Here is a 17,617-nt window from a genome sequence, read left to right on the forward strand (position 1 = left end):
TGGTAAGATCCCTGAAAGATGATCAGGTAGATAGGTTCGAGGTGGAAGCATGGTGACATGTGCAGCTGACGAATACTAATCGATCGAGGACTTAACCAAATATGAGAAAGTGGAAGCGACTGGTCAGCTTTGAGAGCTGGTGGAAGCCTGAATGGATGAGACGTCAGTCTCAAACAGACAGGGTGAAGCAGCCGAAAAGCTAGGAGCTGAAGCTGGACTAGGTGATTCTCGGAATCCCTTACTTTGATGTACGTATCCAGTTTTGAAGGCGCGAGCCTTATGTCTAGTGATGATAGCGAAGAGGTCACACCCGTTCCCATGCCGAACACGGAAGTTAAGCTCTTCAGCGCCGATGGTAGTTGGGGGTTTCCCCCTGTGAGAGTAGGACGTCGCTAGGCTTTATATCGTCGCGGGGTGGAGCAGTTCGGTAGCTCGTCGGGCTCATAACCCGAAGGTCGCAGGTTCAAATCCTGCCCCCGCAATTACCTTGGTCCCGTGGTGTAGCGGTTAACATGCCTGCCTGTCACGCAGGAGATCGCCGGTTCGATCCCGGTCGGGACCGCCATTTAAGTTTCCATGACACTGGTCATGGTTATTTTTTTGTTTAAAGAAGAAACTTTTTCGTGTAAACTGATACTGATAGATGAAACTGACAGACTGACTCCGCGTGGGTGAGTCTTTTTTAAATGATATGAACAATGTGAGAACCAGCGGGGTGAATAGATTGAAGACATTTGAATGGAGATCTTCTTCAGCTGAGGAGACTGATGCTTTTGCAGAGAAGCTTGGCAGTCTTCTGAGGGCAGGAGATGTGTTGACGCTTGAGGGTGACCTTGGTGCAGGGAAGACCACATTTACAAAAGGTCTTGCAAAAGGTCTTGAAGTTAAGAGAACGGTGAATAGTCCGACATTTACCATTATGAAGGAATATCAGGGCAGAGTGCCGCTTTATCATATGGATGTGTATCGTGTAGAGGATGAGTTTGAGGATCTTGGGTTTGATGAGTATTTTAATGGAGATGGCGTGTGTGTCGTTGAGTGGGCGCACCTGATTGCAGATCAGCTGCCTGAGGAGAGGCTTGAACTTTCGATTTATTATGAGGGTGAACAGGCAAGAAGGTTTGAGTTGAAGCCAAAGGGTGCACGTTATGAATTGTTATGTGAGGAGATTTTTTAGATGATTGTACTTGCGATTGATACATCGAATCAGCCGATGTCGCTTGCTGTATTAAAAGATGGCTCAGTGATGGGTGAAAAGCTGATTAATATAAAAAGAAATCATTCACTGCAGGCAATGAGTGAGGTAGAAGCGCTTTTGGCGTCACTGGATGTGACTCCTGCTTCTCTTAACCGGATTGTTGTAGCAAAAGGACCTGGATCTTATACTGGCGTGAGAATTGGAGTGACGCTTGCTAAGACGCTTGCATGGTCGTTAAATATTCCAATCGTCGGTGTGTCGAGTCTGCTGTCACTGGCGTGGCCGGGGAAGTATTTTGATGGTATGGTTGTCCCGCTGATGAATGCGCGCAGAGGAAATGTGTACACCGGGCTTTATGAATATCGTGATGGCTGGTGGACGCTTGAAGAGGATCGTAATATGGCGATTAGCGACTGGCTGGTTCATTTAGCTGAGAGAGAAGAGCGCGTATTGTTTACGGGTGCGGATGTTGATGTGTTCTGGGAAGAGATTCAGTCTGTTCTTGGGGACCGTGCGTACCGTGTATCTGAAGAAGAGGCTTATCCGAGTGCTGTGATGATGGCAAAGCATGCTGAAGGGTTGCCTGATGAGGATGCACATGGCTTTGTGCCGAATTATATCCGTCTTGCAGAAGCGGAGGCAAACTGGCTGAAAGAGCAGGAAAAGAAGAATGGATGAGATCCGGTTCCGGTGGATGACTTATGGGGATATTGATGGGGTGCTCGCTGTGGAGGAAGCTTCATTCAGCGCGCCATGGAGCCGTGAAGCATTTGAAAATGAGATGACGATTAATCAGTTTGCCAAGTATCTGCTGCTTGAAGTGAATGGTGTGATTGCAGGTTACTGCGGTATGTGGCTGGTGATGGATGAGGCGCATATTACGAATGTGGCTGTCATTCCTGAGCTGCGCGGGCGGAAAATTGGTGAAAAGCTGATGGTCAGAGTGATGGATCAGCTGCGTGATGAAGGAGTAACGATGATGACGCTTGAAGTAAGAGTGAGTAATCATATTGCGCAGTCGCTTTATGAAAAGCTTGGTTTTTCAAAAGGCGGGATCAGGAAAAATTATTATTCAGATAATGGAGAGGATGCATTAGTCATGTGGGTGAAGCTAAATGAGCAGTGAGACACTTATTTTAGGAATTGAGACGAGCTGTGATGAGACTGCTGCATCTGTTGTAAGGAATGGAACGGAAATTGTTTCGAATGTAGTGGCTTCACAGATTGAAAGTCATAAACGTTTTGGCGGAGTGGTGCCTGAGATTGCTTCCCGTCACCACGTTGAGCAGATGACGATTGTGGTTGAGGAAGCGCTTGAGCAGGCTGAAGTGACGATGGATGAAATTGACGCGATTGCAGTAACAGAAGGTCCAGGACTTGTCGGTGCATTAATCATTGGTGTGAATGCGGCAAAAGCAATTGCATTTGCGCATCAGAAGCCGTTGATTGGCGTTCATCATATTGCGGGGCATATTTACGCGAACCGCCTGATTGAAGAAATGAAATTTCCACTGCTATCGCTTGTTGTCTCAGGCGGGCACACGGAACTTGTTTTAATGAAAGAACACGGTTCTTTTGAGGTAATCGGAGAGACGCGGGATGATGCAGCTGGTGAAGCTTATGATAAAGTAGCCCGGACGCTTGGGATGCCTTATCCGGGTGGTCCGCATATTGATAAGCTGGCGCATGAAGGCACACCTTCAGTGAAGCTGCCTAGAGCCTGGCTTGAGGAAGGGTCATATGATTTCAGCTTCAGCGGATTGAAGTCAGCTGTGATCAATACACTTCATAACGCAGAGCAGCGCGGTGAAGAGATTGATGTGAAGGATCTTGCTGCAAGCTTCCAGGAGAGTGTGGTTGAGGTGCTGACTGAGAAGACAAAGCGCGCGGTTGAAGAGTATGGCGTGAAGCAGCTGTTACTTGCAGGAGGCGTTGCTGCGAATAAAGGATTGCGTACGCGCCTGACTGAGATGTTTGGTGAGAGAGAGGATCTTGAGCTGGTGATTCCGCCGCTGTCTCTATGTACGGATAATGCAGCGATGATCGCAGCAGCGGGAACTGTGATGTATGAGCAGGGGAAGCGTTCGACACTGACGATGAATGCGAATCCCGGATTGATGTTATAAATATAGATGCAGTCTTGCTGAAAACACTTGGATTTTAATGTCCAAGTGTTTTTTCTTTTATAAGAGATACTTTATCCTTCTGAATGACTGATAGGAAACTGAAAATCGTTCTCCTCAAGAAAGTGGTTAATTTTTGAGCTGATAAAGATAAACCCTGCAAAGATCAGGCCGTTGAACATCCATCCGCTAATAGTAAGATAGATCAGCATTTGGTCATATCCATTCACGCCATAGTTTGATATCAACCATGCTTTAAGAGTGTTCTGAAATATTCCGCGGAAGAAAAATAAGCAGGTCAGCAGCTGAAACCACATAAAGATTCCCTGAGTGGAATAGAGTGCTTTGCTATTTTCTCTCGGGTATCCCTGTAAGAAAGCAAAATCTATTGCAAACGTAAGGGCTAAGGGTTTTTTGAAGATAATTGATAACAGATAAACAGCTGCGAATGCATATCCCAGGTACACCTGGTTCCAGAGCATATTTTCTGCATTTGAAGAAAGTATGTTGACAGCTGTTGAAATGATCAGTGAGCTGATGATAAAGAATCCCATCATATTCAATTGCCTCTGTTCAATAAATCTATAAATGGTATAAACAAAACCGGGAACGGTGGAGAGCAGCATCGCATAGTAGTCTCCTAAAGGGTCTCTGCCATAGTTCCATAGTAAATAAGGGATCCCAACGTAAAAAACGAGATCCAGAAACGCAATTTTCCTCATTTTCCCCCTCCGTTATGACTGAAATGAAAGTGGATTGCTTCTTCAATAAACTTAACGACTTCTTTATCAAATTGATAAAACCCTAAACTCTCATCACTTGATTTAGTCAGTTCCCAGGTTTTTTGAGCCAGCTGGTGATTCCCCTTATACATGTCCTCAACCAGACTGATCCATCTCTGTGCTAACGCTCTGGCAATATCCCCTTCAACATTTTCTTCAATATTCTTATGTACATCATTCACCAGTGCAATCCATTTTTCTGTCAGCTCACTCCCGTCTCCAAAAGAGGGCAGGTGAGCCAGTGCCTGTTGTTCTTCCTGCGTGAAATGCTGACTCCAGATCTCTTCTAATTCTTTTTTAGTAGAGGGATGACGGTTAAATGTGTGAAAAATATCTTCCCAATTGCTCGACCCTTCAAGGGACATTAACTCTAATATAGAGTGAATGGACTGCTCAGCTTTGTTTAACTGTTCACGTTCAAAGTTGATTTTTTCCAAACGGAGATTCAATGTTTCTCTTAAGTTGCTTTGCTTATTTTTGATGATATGATGAATCACTTCGAGTTCAAGTCCAAGGTCTTTTAGCGTCATAATGTGGTGCAGCCTTGTGATGTCCTGATCCGTATAAAGCCGGTGGCCGCCACTGGTTTTGGAGCCGGGTGTTAATAAGCCTATTTCATCGTAATATCTCAGCGTCCGCACAGTGCTGTTGCTGATCTTAGCAAGTTGACCGATTGAATACATATCACCACAACCCTTACCTGATTATTCCTTTAACGATATTATAAAACTTGACGTAACGTAAGGTTCAACCCTTTTTTGTAAATTCGCACGAAAATTTTGGAAATATATTTGACTATTCAGTTCAACTGTATTAACTTATTATTAAGCTCAACTATATAGTTAAACTGAATAGAAGGTGAGAAAAATGAAGCATAAGTTATTGCCGTTGTCAGAAACGATGCATTATATTCTGCTGGCGCTGCGTGAACCGCTACACGGATATGCTGTGATGCAGAAGACAGAAGAGATGAGCAGCGGGACCGTCATTTTAGCGGCAGGCACATTATACGGCGCAATTGAAAACATGAGTAAACACGACTGGATCGAACCGGTTGGGCATTCAGGTCGCAGAAAGATTTATATGATCACGGCAGAAGGCAGACGCATTTTGAAAGTGGAGCAGGACAGATTACTGCACATCCTATCCTTGTATGAAGGAAGTGAATCGAATGAAAAAGTTTAAAGTATTCTTTAATATTGAAAAAGAAGAACAGTGGCTGAATAAGCAACTCGAAAAAGGCTATCGCTGTACACATGTCAGCAGCCTGGGTATATACACTTTTGAAAAAACAGATAAGAGCTACGTGCTGCGCCTTGATTATCAGGAGCGTTTAACCGGGGAAAAGCTTGAAGAATATAAAGGAGTCTATGAGGATTTCGGCTGGTGCTATATAAAAAGTACTCCGTTGAACGGAGTACGCTATTGGCAAAAGGAAAATGATCATCGAAATGAAATTTTCTCAGATCGCGAGTCCAAAGCAAATTATTATAAACGGTTAATGCAGTATTCCTTCTGGTTAGGGACGATGTGTTTAACTTTTGCATTTTTACTATACAGTGATACTGAGCTGTACCATGAAAGTATCTGGCGTATGGAAGGATCGTTGTTCTGGAAGGCTTTTATATTTGAGACTCCTTTTGCTTTGTTGAAGCTTACCCCATTATTGTTAGTCGGCTTATTTAGCAGCAGTTACTATACAGCTTATAAACAGCATAGGGCTTTGAAAGAGACTTAATTCTCCTGGCATTAAAGACTTTTCCCATTGTATGAATACACCCCGGGGCGTACAATGTTGGTAGACAGACAGGAACGGGAGATGCAGTATATGAATATATATATTCAGGTTTATATAGATAATGAAGAGAAACGTACGCAGCTCTATAAAAGAACGCTGTGGGTGGTAGTACTTTCACAGATTTTCGGCGGAGCAGGTCTTGCTGCCGGGATCACAGTTGGTGCACTGCTCGCGCAGGATATGCTTGGAACGGATAGCTATGCTGGACTTCCTGTCGCATTGTTCACCCTGGGTTCTGCAGGAGCTGCACTGTTAGTTGGCAGACTGTCGCAAAAAGCCGGCAGACGGATCGGACTTGGTGCTGGATTTGTAACTGGAGGAATTGGTGCAATTGGCGTCGTGGGAGCGGCTGTATGGGAAAGCGTCCCGCTATTATTGATTTCCCTGCTGATCTATGGAGCGGGCACTGCAACCAATCTCCAGGCGCGCTATGCAGGAACAGATCTGGCAACTGACAAACAGCGTGCGACGGCAGTCAGTATTGCAATGGTCTCGACGACTTTGGGTGCTGTTGCGGGGCCGAATCTGGTTGGTGTCATGGGCCGGTTTGCTGAATCAATTGGCGTTCCGGCACTCGGCGGACCGTTTATTTTAGCGGCAGCGGCTTATATCGCAGCAGGAATGATCTTATTTATGATGCTTAAGCCTGACCCGTTGCTCATTGCACGTACCTTATCTGAGTCGGTAAAAGAACAGACAGCACCTGTTGATCAGTTTGACGTCTCGGGTCTGAAAAGAAGAGGCGTGATTACAGGGGGCGTTGTCATGGTGCTCACGCAGATTGTTATGGTGGCTGTGATGACTATGACCCCTGTGCATATGGGCAATCACGGTCATGCACTCAGTGCAGTCGGCCTTGTAATCGGTCTTCATATTGCTGCGATGTACCTGCCTTCTCTCGTAACAGGTGTACTAGTTGATAAGCTTGGTCGTACATTTATGGCGGCAGCAGCGGGCTTCACGTTGCTGGCAGCCGGTGTTGTCGGGGCATTGGTGCCTGGAGAATCTTTAACTGGCATGATTGTAGCGCTGATGCTACTCGGTCTTGGATGGAATTTCGGCCTGATCAGTGGGACAGCAACGATTGTGGATTCGACACACCCTTCAGTGAGAGCGAAAACGCAGGGCTCAGTCGATGTGTTCATTGCATTATCAGGAGCGGCCGGCGGTGCACTTTCAGGAATGGTTGTGGGTGCATCAAGCTTTTTAATTCTCTCGTTAGGTGGAGGATTATTATCACTCATCCTGATTCCGGTGATCTTCTGGGCATGCGGAACTAAGTCAATGAGACACGAAACACAGCTGTAAAAAGCTGTGTTTTTCTGTGGATAAGCTGTGGGTAACTGTTAAAATAGCTGTATATAACTCGGCGTGTCTTTTTATGTGGATAATGTTGATAATTGTGTACAAGTCTGTGGGTAATGTGCATAACTCTGTTAAAAAGCATGATTGCGCTGTGTGTACTGTGTATAACTCTGTGCATTGTCATCATTCTGTTACACTACGTTCACATTCTGTACATAATTTACTTGCAATTTTCACACAAATATAAGCGAAAAGTTATTCACAATTGCCTGATATTTCGGAAACGGAAGGATGAGGGAGAATAGGGTGGATTTGCAGAGAATTCAGGTGGTGAGTGATGTTAGTTTGTGAAAAATAATTGTTAGTAGGGTTGGTGAGATGAGACGGTAGTGAGTGGTGGGGGGAGTAGGTATAATTACACTTTTTCATGAACCAGGCTTGGAATTTCATGAACCTAGCCTGAAATCTCCTGAATACCCGTGCAAATGTCAGGGACTATTACAGAAATCTCCTGAACCACCGTCAAAATTTCATGAACCTCAAAACAAAAAAAACAGGAACCCCAAAGGATCCCTGCTCAGAATTAATCGCTCAATTCCTCTTCCAGCTCAGCCCACTCTTCAAGCAGCTGGTCCATCTGCGTCTTTGCTTGTTCAATGGCTTCATTCGAATTCATGACCCGCTCGTGATCCTGAAAGATCTCAGGGTCGCATAACAGATTTTCATGTTCTTCGATTGTACCTTCAAGCTCTGTTACCTGGAGCTCAATTTCCTCTAACCGTCTGCGTTTTTTACGCTCAGCTTTCTGCTTTTCTTTATCAAGCGCGAAGGCTGATTTGTCAGTCGGCTTTTCTGCAGCTGGTGCTTTCTCGAGACGTTCCCGCTCTTCAATCGCCGCAAGCTCAGCCTGCTCGTTCAGCTTCTCCATATAATAATCATAGTCGCCAAGATATTCTGTGCTGCCTTCAGCAGAGAGCTCGAGCACCTTTGTCGCAAGCCTGTTAATGAAGTAACGGTCGTGCGAGACAAACAGAATCGTTCCCGGATAATCGATCAGCGCATTTTCAAGGATCTCCTTACTGTCGAGGTCCAGGTGGTTGGTCGGCTCATCCAGTATCAGCAGATTTGATTTCTGCATCATCAGCTTGGCCAGTGCCAGGCGCGCTTTTTCTCCACCGCTCAAAGTTGAGACAGGCTTCAGAACATCATCACCTGAGAACAGGAAGTTACCAAGCACGGTGCGGATATCCTTTTCATTTTTCATCGGATAGTCATCCCACAGCTCATTCAGCACTGTTTTATTTGAGTGAAGCTCTGCCTGCTGCTGGTCATAGTAACCGATGCTGACGTTCGATCCGTATTGAATCTGGCCGGCAAGTGCAGGAAGCTTTTTCACAATCGTTTTTAAAAGGGTCGACTTCCCGACACCGTTTGGTCCGATCAGCGCGATGCTGTCTTCACGGGTGACGGCTGCATTGATATGCTGCGAAACGGGTGCGTCGTAGCCGACAGAAAGATCCTGCAGCTTCAGTACATCGTTCCCGCTCTGACGGTCAATCGAAAACCCGAAGCTTGCTGATTTCTCATCACCTTTAGGACGATCCATTCTGTCCATCTTCTGCAGCTTTTTACGACGGCTCTGCGCCATTTTCGTCGTAGAAGCCCTCGCCAGATTACGCGCGACAAAGTCTTCCATCTTCGCGATCTCTTCCTGCTGCTTCTCGAATTCCTTCATCTCACGCTCATAATCAAGCGCCTTCTGATCAAGGTAGCGGCTGTAATTGCCGTGAAATTTCTTAGAGCGCTTGCGTGAAATCTCCACAACCTGATTGACGATTTTATCTAAGAAGTAGCGGTCATGCGAGACGATCAGAATGGCACCCGGATAACCCTGAAGGTAAGACTCCAGCCAGCTGAGTGTATCAATATCCAGGTGGTTGGTCGGCTCATCGAGGATCATCACGTCAGGCTTTGTTAATAGTAATTTTCCTAACGCAAGACGCGTTTTCTGTCCGCCGCTTAAAGTGGAAATTGGCGTATCATAATCAAATGACTGAAAGCGCAGGCCATGAAGTACGGCTCTGGTATCCGCTTCATATTGATAACCGCCTGCATCCTTGAACTGAATCTGCAGCTCATCATACTCCGTCATCACACGGTTATAGCGTTCCGCATTTTCATAAACGTCGGGGTCCGCCATTTGCTGTTCGGCTTCCCGTAATCGTACTTCCATCTCTTTTAAGTGATCAAATACACCGATCATTTCATCCCAGATCGACAGCTCGGATTCCAGTCCGCTGTGCTGCTCGAGATAACCGATCGATACGCCTTTTGGTTTATTCATATCGCCATTGTCATGAGACATCTGTCCGGCGATGATTTTTAAAAGGGTAGACTTTCCGGCACCGTTACGGCCGACAAGTGCGATACGGTCTTTTGTCTGGACTTCAAGCTTTATATTAGAAAGAATCTCTTCTGCGCCGAATGACTTGGAGAGATTGTTTACCTGCAGTAAAATCATTAGCTCACCTCATTTTTCTTCCTCTTAAGTGTATCGCACAGAGGTTCTCATAAGCAATGAAGTGCCATTGTGAAAAATGTTGCATACTTTGCAAGCAGATACCGTAATGGTGTATGATACAATAGGGACTTGGATTGTATTTAAAAGGAATTTGTTGTCACACATAGATCGTTTGGATTTTAAGATACTGGCGTCTGATCTCCGTTTCAGGCGGAGGCTTTCCGAGCGGTGGTCGCTAAGCCTCCTCGCGCGTTGCGCTGCGGGGTCTCAGCTAGCCTACTTATCGCTCCGGAGTCACCGCCTTCCACTGCGATCAGCGCTTTGCATAGGACTTGATTGTTCTTGTGAAAAAGTATCTAACATAAAAATTCCATACAATAATTGAAGCTTTTAATTAAAGTCTTCAATAAAACTCAGCTGACCTTTGGAGCAGAGGGCGGAGATTCCCGCCCCAGGAAGGGACAGGTGAGACCCCGGAAGGCGAAGCATGAGGAGGCTCACCGCCCGGGGGCAGGAAAGCGCAGCCCTCTGCGGAAAGGGTCAGCGGTCTTTAAAGACCATCTTTAACAGATAGATTTGGAAGCGTTAACAGCTTCACTTTACATGCGGTGTCTATGGCACTGTTGGATTTAGGGGGAGTACAGGAATGAGTCAGGAACAAATGAAGATTCCTCAGGCAACTGCAAAGCGGCTGCCGTTATATTATCGCTTTTTGAAGAACCTGCATTCATCAGGAAAGCAACGTGTTTCTTCGAAAGAGCTGAGTGAGGCTGTAAAGGTTGATTCAGCAACGATCAGACGGGATTTTTCGTATTTTGGTGCACTTGGTAAAAAGGGTTATGGGTATAATGTTGAGTATCTGCTGTCATTTTTCCGTAAAACACTTGATCAGGACGAGACGACGAAGGTTGTGCTGATTGGTGTCGGAAATCTGGGGACAGCGTTCTTACACTATAATTTCCTGAAAAACAATAATACAAAGATTGAAATGGCGTTTGATGCAGATCCTAAAAAAGCAGGCACGTCAATTGGTGAAGTGCCGGTTTACTCGATGGACGAGCTTGAAGAGAAGGTGAAAGGCAGTGATATTGAAGTCGCAATCCTGACTGTTCCGGCCGGTCCGGCACAGAACATCACAGATCGGCTGATTGATCTGAAGGTTAAAGGGATACTGAACTTCACACCTGCAAGACTATCGGTGCCTGAGCATATGAGGATCCATCATATCGATCTTGCAGTCGAATTACAGTCACTGATTTACTTTTTGAAAAATTATGGATCAGATGACGAAGAAACGTCACAATTAGACCAGATATAGAATAGCCAAACAAATGAAATTGATTTATGATAAAGGAAGAAAGAGGAGGTGCATGCATCATGTTACCAGGCGGAATCAGCCTTGCCGTGATCGCAATCGTTGCATTATTAATTTTTGGTCCTAAAAAACTGCCGGAGCTAGGAAAAGCAGCAGGCAGCACCCTTCGTGAATTCAAGGATGCAACAAAAGGACTTGCAGATGATGATGACGATGTTAAGCCGGCAAAGAAAAACGAAAACCAGCAATAATTACGGGATGGTGGCCATATGAACCAGCAAGATATGACCGTCCATGAACATATAGGTGAAATAAGAAAACGACTCATCATTGTAGTCGTTTTCTTTGTCATTTCGATGGTAGGAGGCTTCTTCTTAGCAGAGCCGTTGATGAAATTCCTCCAGTCCTCAGACGAGGCAGCATCGATGACATTGAATGCATTCCGGGTAACGGATCCTGTAAAGATCTATTTCCAGATTATCATGTTCACTGCGTTGATCATGACGGCACCAATTATATTGTATCAGTTATGGGCGTTTGTCAGCCCGGGTCTGAGTGACAGAGAGCGGAAAGTAACACTCAGTTACATTCCGGCATCAGTCATCCTGTTCTTATCAGGCCTTGCGTTTGCGTATTTTATTTTATTCCCATTTGTTGTCCGCTTCATGATGAATCTGTCGAACAATCTTGAAATCGAACAGGTCATCGGGATCAACGAATTCTTCCAATTCTTATTCCAAATGACAATTCCATTCGGCTTCTTATTCCAGCTGCCGGTGATCATGTTATTTGTTACTAGACTTGGAATCGTTACACCAATGTTTCTAGCAAGCATCCGTAAGTACGCATACTTCGGTCTGCTTGTCGTCGCAGCATTTGTCACACCGCCGGATATCTTTTCACACATGATCGTAACCGTCCCGCTGATTTTGTTATATGAAATCAGCCTGTCGATTGCAAAGATCGGTTACCGAAAAGCACAAAAAGCAGAAGCAGAACAGCTTGAACTAGAAGAACAGGAACGCAGAGAGCGGATCGACCGCGAACTTGCGGAGAGAGAAAGCAGCGGGGAGTGATTCCCTGCTGTTTTTTTGTTTTGGGGCGGGATGTGGGAGTTTGTCGGGGGTGGGTTCGGCGTAAATATCGGCGTGTTCGCTACTTGTCAGCTGGTGTTCGGGTTCTGGGTCCGGGGGTTCGACGCAAAACATGCTGTGTTCGACGTATCTCCAACCATGTTCGCCACTTCATGACTAAATACCCACCCGCCATTCACAAAAAACCACAAAACAAAAAAGCAGCGGCCCCAAGCCGCTACTTCTTCTCCTTCATATGCTTCTTAATCTTAAAGTGGAGTCCAATCAGCCTCAGCCCTGCGCCAATATCATACGTTGCAAAGGCAACGAACAGATAGGCGAAGAAGCCCCAGCCACTATCGTTGACGCTGTTGATCGCAAAGTAGACGAAAAACACGCCAAGGATCAGATAGAAGACTCCGTGTCCGAGTGGAGATCTCATTTACAAAATTCCCCCTATTGCAAAGCGCCACAGTGCGAACATCGTCTCGTTCAATTCAGCCCAGCGCTGGATCTGTTCAGCGAAGAAGAACTGTGTTAACACAACGAATGAGTTGATCGCCATGTGTGCGATGATCGGCACGATGATGCGTTTAGTATATGCATAAAGGAATGCGAATGCATAGCCCATTGCTGCATATAGCAGAATGTGCGTAAAGTCCATGTGCACCACTGCGAAAACCAATGCACTGATCAGTCCTGAAATAAAGAAATTATATTTCCGGTACAGCCATCCGAAGATCACCCCGCGGAAAACAATCTCCTCCAGAATCGGGCCAATCACTGCAACAGCAACCGCTGCAAGCGGCACATAAGACAGTAGACCGATAATATCCTCTGTATTCTGAGACCCTGGACTAATGCCGATCAGTGATTCAATCGCAACAGCAATGATCTGGCTGAAGAATGCCAGGAAGATCCCGATAAACGCCCAGATCGCAGACATGCCGGGACTTGTTTTTTCCCCTGGCAGATCAAGCACGCCTTTATTTTTGTTCATCACCAGTAAAATAATAAGCAGCCCGATCGAGAAGCTGATAAAGATCCAGTAACCGGATATCGAATAAAGCAGCACAGCAGGCTCACTGTCACTGACCATCCCGCTGACCAACAGCGCAAGCGGCACGGCTACAAATGTAGAAAGCTGCATAGACACGTATGTGATTAATATAATGAGAAAGGTGCGGTTCACAATCATACTCCTTTGAAAAAGATTCGTTCTGTTTATTCTACTATTGAACTACAGCACCTTCAATTCAAAGCCACCATGTCAGACGTATTTAGTAGACATTTTGTGAAAAGGAAGGAGTGATATTTATTATTCGTTATAGATAGGAATACATAATTTATGATTCAAACTGAGCTGCCCCTCGGAGTGCAGGACGTAGACTCCCGCCCCAGGAAGGGACAGGTGAGACCCCGCAGGCGAAGCCGAGGAGGCTCACCGCCCGGGGGCAGGAAAGCGAAGTCCTGCACGGAGAGGGGCAGCGGTTTTTATAAACAATTTTTTTAAAAAATTTCACCCCGTGATACTTGCAAAAAGAAATGGAATTATTTAAACTAATAATTGTGTTAGCACTCAGATATATAGAGTGCTAATAAACGAAGAACATAATTCAAGGAGGTTGTTTCACTTGTTAAAACCATTAGGTGATCGCGTAGTAATTGAGCTGGTAGAGTCTGAGGATAAAACGTCAAGCGGGATTGTACTTCCGGATAGTGCGAAAGAAAAGCCGCAGGAAGGTAAGATCGTTGCCGTAGGTACAGGACGTGTGCTTGAAAACGGTGAGCGTGTTGAGCTTGAAGTATCTGTTGATGACCGTATCCTTTTCTCTAAGTACGCTGGAACAGAAGTGAAATACCAGGGCACAGAATACCTGATCCTTCGTGAAAGCGATATTCTGGCTGTCGTAAACTAATTCAATTATTAAAACACATAGGATTTAAAACCATATTACATTCTGGGAGGAACCTTACAAATGGCTAAAGAAATTAAATTTAGTGAAGAAGCACGCCGCTCAATGCTTCGCGGTGTTGATCAGCTTGCTGATGCAGTAAAGGTAACACTTGGACCAAAAGGACGTAACGTTGTTCTTGAAAAGAAATTCGGTTCACCGCTGATTACAAATGACGGTGTAACGATTGCAAAAGAAATCGAGCTTGAAGATGCATTTGAAAACATGGGTGCAAAGCTTGTCGCTGAAGTAGCAAGCAAGACAAATGAAATCGCTGGTGACGGTACAACAACTGCAACGGTTCTTGCACAAGCAATGATTCGTGAAGGTCTGAAAAACGTAACTGCAGGTGCTAACCCTGTTGGCGTACGTAAAGGTATCGAAAAAGCGGTTCAGTCTGCACTTGAAGAACTGAAAGCAATCTCTAAGCCAATCGAAGGCAAAGACTCAATTGCACAAGTTGCAGCAATCTCAGCTGCTGACGATGAAGTCGGCCAGCTGATCGCTGAAGCTATGGAGCGCGTTGGTAACGACGGCGTTATCACAATCGAAGAATCAAAAGGCTTCACAACAGAGCTTGACGTTGTAGAAGGTATGCAGTTCGACCGCGGATACGCATCTCCTTACATGGTGACTGACTCTGACAAAATGGAAGCAGTTCTTGAAAATCCATATATCCTGATCACTGACAAGAAGATCGGCAGCATTCAGGAAGTACTTCCTGTGCTTGAGCAGGTTGTACAGCAGAACAAGCCGCTTCTAATCGTTGCTGAAGATGTTGAAGGTGAAGCACTTGCAACACTTGTTGTGAACAAGCTTCGCGGAACATTCAACGCAGTAGCTGTAAAAGCACCAGGATTCGGTGACCGTCGTAAAGCAATGCTTGAAGACCTGTCAATCCTGACTGGTGGTGAAGTGATCACGGAAGACCTTGGACTTGATCTGAAGTCTGCTAACGTGTCACAGCTTGGACGCGCAGCGAAAGTTGTTGTGACAAAAGAAAACACAACAATCGTTGAAGGCGCAGGAGATGCACAGCAAATCGGCGCACGCGTTGCACAAATCCGTTCTCAAATCGAAGAATCAACTTCTGAATTCGATAAAGAAAAACTTCAGGAACGTCTTGCAAAGCTTGCAGGCGGCGTAGCAGTCATCAAAGTTGGTGCTGCAACTGAAACTGAACTGAAAGAGCGTAAACTCCGCATTGAAGATGCCCTGAACTCAACGCGTGCAGCTGTTGAAGAAGGTATCGTATCAGGTGGTGGTACAGCGCTAGTGAACGTATACAACAAAGTCGCTTCAATCGAAGCAGAAGACGACGTGGCAACTGGTATCAACATCGTGCTTCGCGCACTTGAAGAGCCAATCCGTCAGATCGCACACAACGCAGGCCTTGAAGGCTCAATCATCGTTGACCGCCTGAAGAAAGAAGAAGTCGGCGTAGGCTTCAACGCAGCAAACGGCGAATGGGTTAACATGATCGAAGCTGGTATCGTGGATCCAACAAAGGTAACACGCTCAGCACTTCAAAACGCTGCATCAGTAGCAGCAATGTTCTTAACAACAGAAGCTGTCGTAGCAGACATTCCAGAACCGGAAAGCGGCGGCGGAATGCCTGATATGGGCGGAATGGGCGGCATGATGTAATGTCATCCCCCAGAAAAATGCCAAACCTTTATAAATAAAGGTTTGGCGTTTTTATTTTCTCCTATCCCTAAAACAAACTCCATCCTACTCTAATGGTTTCCCCAATAAAAAACCTTGTCCTATATGGACGCCTAGCATTTTGGCTATTGCCAAATCCTTTTCATCTTCTATATCTCCCAGAATCAATTTCATCTTTTTTTGCTGACAAACTTCTAACATCATTTTAACTTCGTTTTGCTTTTTATCTGAATTGAATAGCCCTTTAGAAATGGATTTGTCTAATTTTACATAGTCTGGTTCTAAATCAATAACAGATTTCAATGATGTCTCTTCTATACCAAAATCCTTAATAGCAATTCCATACCCTTTTTGTTTTAATATGTCTACGATTTGCCTGAGTGAACTTAAATCTAATACTTTTTCTGCTTCACTAATTTCAAATATTATTTCTGAGGATCTGGTACAGGACTCATTTAGATTGTCCAGAAATCCAATAAACAAAGGGTTCATTATGGTAGAGGGGTATACATTTACAAACAATCTATTCAATAGCACGTTTTAAAGTATACTTGGTATGTTCGAACATAAATAGTACGCACCTTAAAAGCATATAGTGATAAAAAGTATACTAATGGATAACATAAGGGGGAGTGAAGTGGATGCCGAATTTGGGGAATAAAACCTTTAACTGTGAAAAAGAATTAACACTTTCAATAATCGGTGGTAAATGGAAAATGTTGATTTTATGGCATTTAGGTAAGGAAGGAACAAAACGATTTGGTGAATTAAAATCCCTTATACCAGGGATTACCCAGAGAATGCTTGTAAATCAATTACGCGAACTTGAAGATCATTTAATCATACACCGTGAAGTGTACCCTGTCGTTCCACCAAAAGTTGAATACTCATTGACTGAGCATGGTAAAAGTCTTATACCAATTCTGGATGTTATGTATGAGTGGGGTAAAGATTATATTGAGAATGTATTGGATAAGGAAACGGAAGCAGAAGATCCATCAGCTTTTTTATTTCAGATCACAACTTGCTCTTATTCAGGAAGAAATAATCAGGATGCACATATAAAAGGGGGAATGATCGTCCTTGCATTTAATGATCGATTAGCTGGAATACCTTTCTTTTCAGTGCATACTTTGTAATTCCAGAATAAATTCATACCCAAAGTAAAAGCTAAATCCAATCAATAAAATTCCGGCAATAATAGAAACCCATTTTATAGCTTTTTGATTAAGTAATTGCCTGCTGTAATGCACAATAAAGGATAGAGCAACGTCATGAATTAATATACCAACGATAATACCACTTGCGACAACTCTGCGTATGAAGCGTCGCAATCTTCTTCTTGGATATCCGTAACCGCCATAGAATTGTCGAGTGTCCATTTCATCCCAGTTTTCCAGCTCATCCTCCATTACATCCTCACCAGTTAACATGCTAACACTGTCCCAATCGACATCTTCAATAATACCATCCACATAACTGCCATCTGTCATCGTTAAAATTACATGATAATACATATGTTTTTTGCACTCATCATGTAAATTATTTAAATGACTGTGGTAATCCCGATTTTTATCTACATTCACTTTTCCTCATCTCCATTGACAAAACATTTTTAAAACATTAGAATTTGAGTTAACTTAATATCAATATTAGTTAACTCATTTTTTGGTGAAGTTGAACACACCATTGTAGGAATGTCTTTTAATCTTTCTTGTAGAATTATGATGAATTTATTAAAAAGTGGATTTAGATTGTACTTATTCGGATGGGGGCAAAAAAATGGTTCATCACCACAACCTGTGGTAAGAGCCCATATTTAGCACAAATTAACAGCTATAAATAGAAAGAAAACGAAAACTCCTGTATCGTAATTGTTGAC

19 protein-coding genes, 2 tRNA genes, 2 rRNA genes and 1 pseudogene are annotated in these 17,617 nt (G+C 44.3%); 17 read left to right on the plus strand and 7 right to left on the minus strand.

Translation table 11 applies throughout. The features are described from left to right. From KP77_RS03580 to tsaD, 8 genes are all read left to right on the plus strand, one after another. Positions 1 to 99, plus strand: a 23S ribosomal RNA gene (locus KP77_RS03580); the annotation flags it as partial. A gap of 183 nt (positions 100 to 282) precedes the next feature. Further along, positions 283 to 398, plus strand: a 5S ribosomal RNA gene (gene rrf / locus KP77_RS03585). Between the two features lie 10 nt (positions 399 to 408). Further along, a tRNA-Met gene (locus tag KP77_RS03590) sits at positions 409 to 482 on the plus strand. Positions 483 to 489: 7 nt separating this feature from the next. Further along, a tRNA-Asp gene (locus tag KP77_RS03595) sits at positions 490 to 565 on the plus strand. Positions 566 to 724: 159 nt separating this feature from the next. Continuing rightward, positions 725 to 1,177 carry a tRNA (adenosine(37)-N6)-threonylcarbamoyltransferase complex ATPase subunit type 1 TsaE gene (gene tsaE, locus KP77_RS03600; RefSeq protein WP_041121368.1) on the plus strand — a complete coding sequence of 151 codons (453 nt, stop codon included), beginning with the start codon at positions 725 to 727 and terminating at the stop codon, positions 1,175 to 1,177. Next, positions 1,178 to 1,876 (plus strand): tRNA (adenosine(37)-N6)-threonylcarbamoyltransferase complex dimerization subunit type 1 TsaB, encoded by a 699-nt coding sequence (gene tsaB, locus KP77_RS03605; protein WP_041121369.1) that lies wholly within the window; start codon positions 1,178 to 1,180, stop codon positions 1,874 to 1,876. It abuts the gene before it with no gap. Continuing rightward, positions 1,869 to 2,324 carry a ribosomal protein S18-alanine N-acetyltransferase gene (gene rimI / locus KP77_RS03610; RefSeq protein WP_041121370.1) on the plus strand — a complete coding sequence of 152 codons (456 nt, stop codon included), beginning with the start codon at positions 1,869 to 1,871 and terminating at the stop codon, positions 2,322 to 2,324. The genes tsaB and rimI overlap by 8 nt, the downstream gene beginning before the upstream one ends. Continuing rightward, positions 2,314 to 3,324: a tRNA (adenosine(37)-N6)-threonylcarbamoyltransferase complex transferase subunit TsaD gene (gene tsaD, locus KP77_RS03615; protein ID WP_041121371.1), complete on the plus strand. Its 1,011-nt coding sequence runs from the start codon at positions 2,314 to 2,316 to the stop codon at positions 3,322 to 3,324. Before rimI ends, tsaD begins: the two co-directional genes overlap by 11 nt. Positions 3,325 to 3,395: 71 nt before the next feature. Here the strand turns inward: tsaD and KP77_RS03620 are convergent, their stop codons facing one another. Then, positions 3,396 to 4,043 (minus strand): VC0807 family protein, encoded by a 648-nt coding sequence (locus KP77_RS03620; protein WP_041121372.1) that lies wholly within the window; start codon positions 4,041 to 4,043, stop codon positions 3,396 to 3,398. Further along, on the minus strand, positions 4,040 to 4,786 hold the full coding sequence (locus KP77_RS03625) for a MerR family transcriptional regulator (RefSeq protein WP_041121373.1): 747 nt from the start codon (positions 4,784 to 4,786) through the stop codon (positions 4,040 to 4,042). Before KP77_RS03625 ends, KP77_RS03620 begins: the two co-directional genes overlap by 4 nt. Before the next feature lie 184 nt (positions 4,787 to 4,970). Here KP77_RS03625 and KP77_RS03630 point away from each other — a divergent pair, with 184 nt between their 5' ends. Genes KP77_RS03630 through KP77_RS03640 form a run of 3 tightly spaced genes read left to right on the plus strand, consistent with a single transcriptional unit; the run spans position 4,971 to position 7,209 of the window. Beyond that, positions 4,971 to 5,288 carry a PadR family transcriptional regulator gene (locus tag KP77_RS03630; RefSeq protein ID WP_041121374.1) on the plus strand — a complete coding sequence of 106 codons (318 nt, stop codon included), beginning with the start codon at positions 4,971 to 4,973 and terminating at the stop codon, positions 5,286 to 5,288. Continuing rightward, positions 5,275 to 5,841 carry a DUF2812 domain-containing protein gene (locus KP77_RS03635; RefSeq protein ID WP_041121375.1) on the plus strand — a complete coding sequence of 189 codons (567 nt, stop codon included), beginning with the start codon at positions 5,275 to 5,277 and terminating at the stop codon, positions 5,839 to 5,841. The genes KP77_RS03630 and KP77_RS03635 overlap by 14 nt, the downstream gene beginning before the upstream one ends. A gap of 54 nt (positions 5,842 to 5,895) precedes the next feature. Continuing rightward, a complete protein-coding gene (locus tag KP77_RS03640) occupies positions 5,896 to 7,209 on the plus strand; it encodes an MFS transporter (RefSeq protein ID WP_052473938.1) in 1,314 nt (437 codons plus the stop codon). Positions 7,210 to 7,789: 580 nt separating this feature from the next. On the opposite strand, the gene KP77_RS03645 is transcribed toward KP77_RS03640, so the two are convergent. Further along, on the minus strand, positions 7,790 to 9,727 hold the full coding sequence (locus KP77_RS03645; protein WP_041121376.1) for an ABC-F family ATP-binding cassette domain-containing protein: 1,938 nt from the start codon (positions 9,725 to 9,727) through the stop codon (positions 7,790 to 7,792). Between the two features lie 646 nt (positions 9,728 to 10,373). Between KP77_RS03645 and KP77_RS03650 the strand changes: the two genes are divergently transcribed. From KP77_RS03650 to tatC, 3 genes are read left to right on the plus strand one after another with little or no spacing between them, the layout of a single operon-like run. Then, positions 10,374 to 11,045 (plus strand): redox-sensing transcriptional repressor Rex, encoded by a 672-nt coding sequence (locus KP77_RS03650; protein WP_041121377.1) that lies wholly within the window; start codon positions 10,374 to 10,376, stop codon positions 11,043 to 11,045. A 59-nt stretch (positions 11,046 to 11,104) separates the two neighbouring features. Continuing rightward, on the plus strand, positions 11,105 to 11,293 hold the full coding sequence (locus KP77_RS03655) for a twin-arginine translocase TatA/TatE family subunit (RefSeq protein ID WP_041121378.1): 189 nt from the start codon (positions 11,105 to 11,107) through the stop codon (positions 11,291 to 11,293). A gap of 18 nt (positions 11,294 to 11,311) precedes the next feature. Beyond that, positions 11,312 to 12,118 carry a twin-arginine translocase subunit TatC gene (gene tatC / locus KP77_RS03660; RefSeq protein WP_041121379.1) on the plus strand — a complete coding sequence of 269 codons (807 nt, stop codon included), beginning with the start codon at positions 11,312 to 11,314 and terminating at the stop codon, positions 12,116 to 12,118. A 235-nt stretch (positions 12,119 to 12,353) separates the two neighbouring features. Here the strand turns inward: tatC and KP77_RS03665 are convergent, their stop codons facing one another. Next, entirely contained in the window at positions 12,354 to 12,557 is a 204-nt protein-coding gene (locus KP77_RS03665; RefSeq protein WP_041121380.1) for a YdiK family protein, read from the minus strand. Then, on the minus strand, positions 12,558 to 13,307 hold the full coding sequence (locus tag KP77_RS03670; protein ID WP_041121383.1) for a CPBP family intramembrane glutamic endopeptidase: 750 nt from the start codon (positions 13,305 to 13,307) through the stop codon (positions 12,558 to 12,560). Positions 13,308 to 13,749: 442 nt separating this feature from the next. Here KP77_RS03670 and groES point away from each other — a divergent pair, with 442 nt between their 5' ends. Both groES and groL read left to right on the plus strand, forming a co-directional pair. Then, positions 13,750 to 14,034 carry a co-chaperone GroES gene (groES, locus tag KP77_RS03675; protein WP_039807392.1) on the plus strand — a complete coding sequence of 95 codons (285 nt, stop codon included), beginning with the start codon at positions 13,750 to 13,752 and terminating at the stop codon, positions 14,032 to 14,034. Between the two features lie 60 nt (positions 14,035 to 14,094). Further along, a complete protein-coding gene (groL, locus tag KP77_RS03680; protein ID WP_041121381.1) occupies positions 14,095 to 15,717 on the plus strand; it encodes a chaperonin GroEL in 1,623 nt (540 codons plus the stop codon). Between the two features lie 84 nt (positions 15,718 to 15,801). On the opposite strand, the gene KP77_RS03685 is transcribed toward groL, so the two are convergent. After that, on the minus strand, positions 15,802 to 16,272 hold the full coding sequence (locus tag KP77_RS03685; RefSeq protein ID WP_052473940.1) for an EAL domain-containing protein: 471 nt from the start codon (positions 16,270 to 16,272) through the stop codon (positions 15,802 to 15,804). Positions 16,273 to 16,376: 104 nt separating this feature from the next. Between KP77_RS03685 and KP77_RS03690 the strand changes: the two are divergent. Continuing rightward, positions 16,377 to 16,721: pseudogene (locus KP77_RS03690) on the plus strand (winged helix-turn-helix transcriptional regulator); the annotation flags it as partial. Between the two features lie 135 nt (positions 16,722 to 16,856). On the opposite strand, the gene KP77_RS18360 reads toward KP77_RS03690, so the two are convergent. Next, positions 16,857 to 17,321, minus strand: a complete 465-nt coding sequence (locus KP77_RS18360) for a LysE family translocator (protein WP_235420661.1) — start codon at positions 17,319 to 17,321, stop codon at positions 16,857 to 16,859. Positions 17,322 to 17,617 lie beyond the last annotated feature (296 nt).

It is taken from the genome of Jeotgalibacillus alimentarius, assembly GCF_000829445.1.
GTDB lineage: Bacteria > Bacillota > Bacilli > Bacillales > Jeotgalibacillaceae > Jeotgalibacillus > Jeotgalibacillus alimentarius.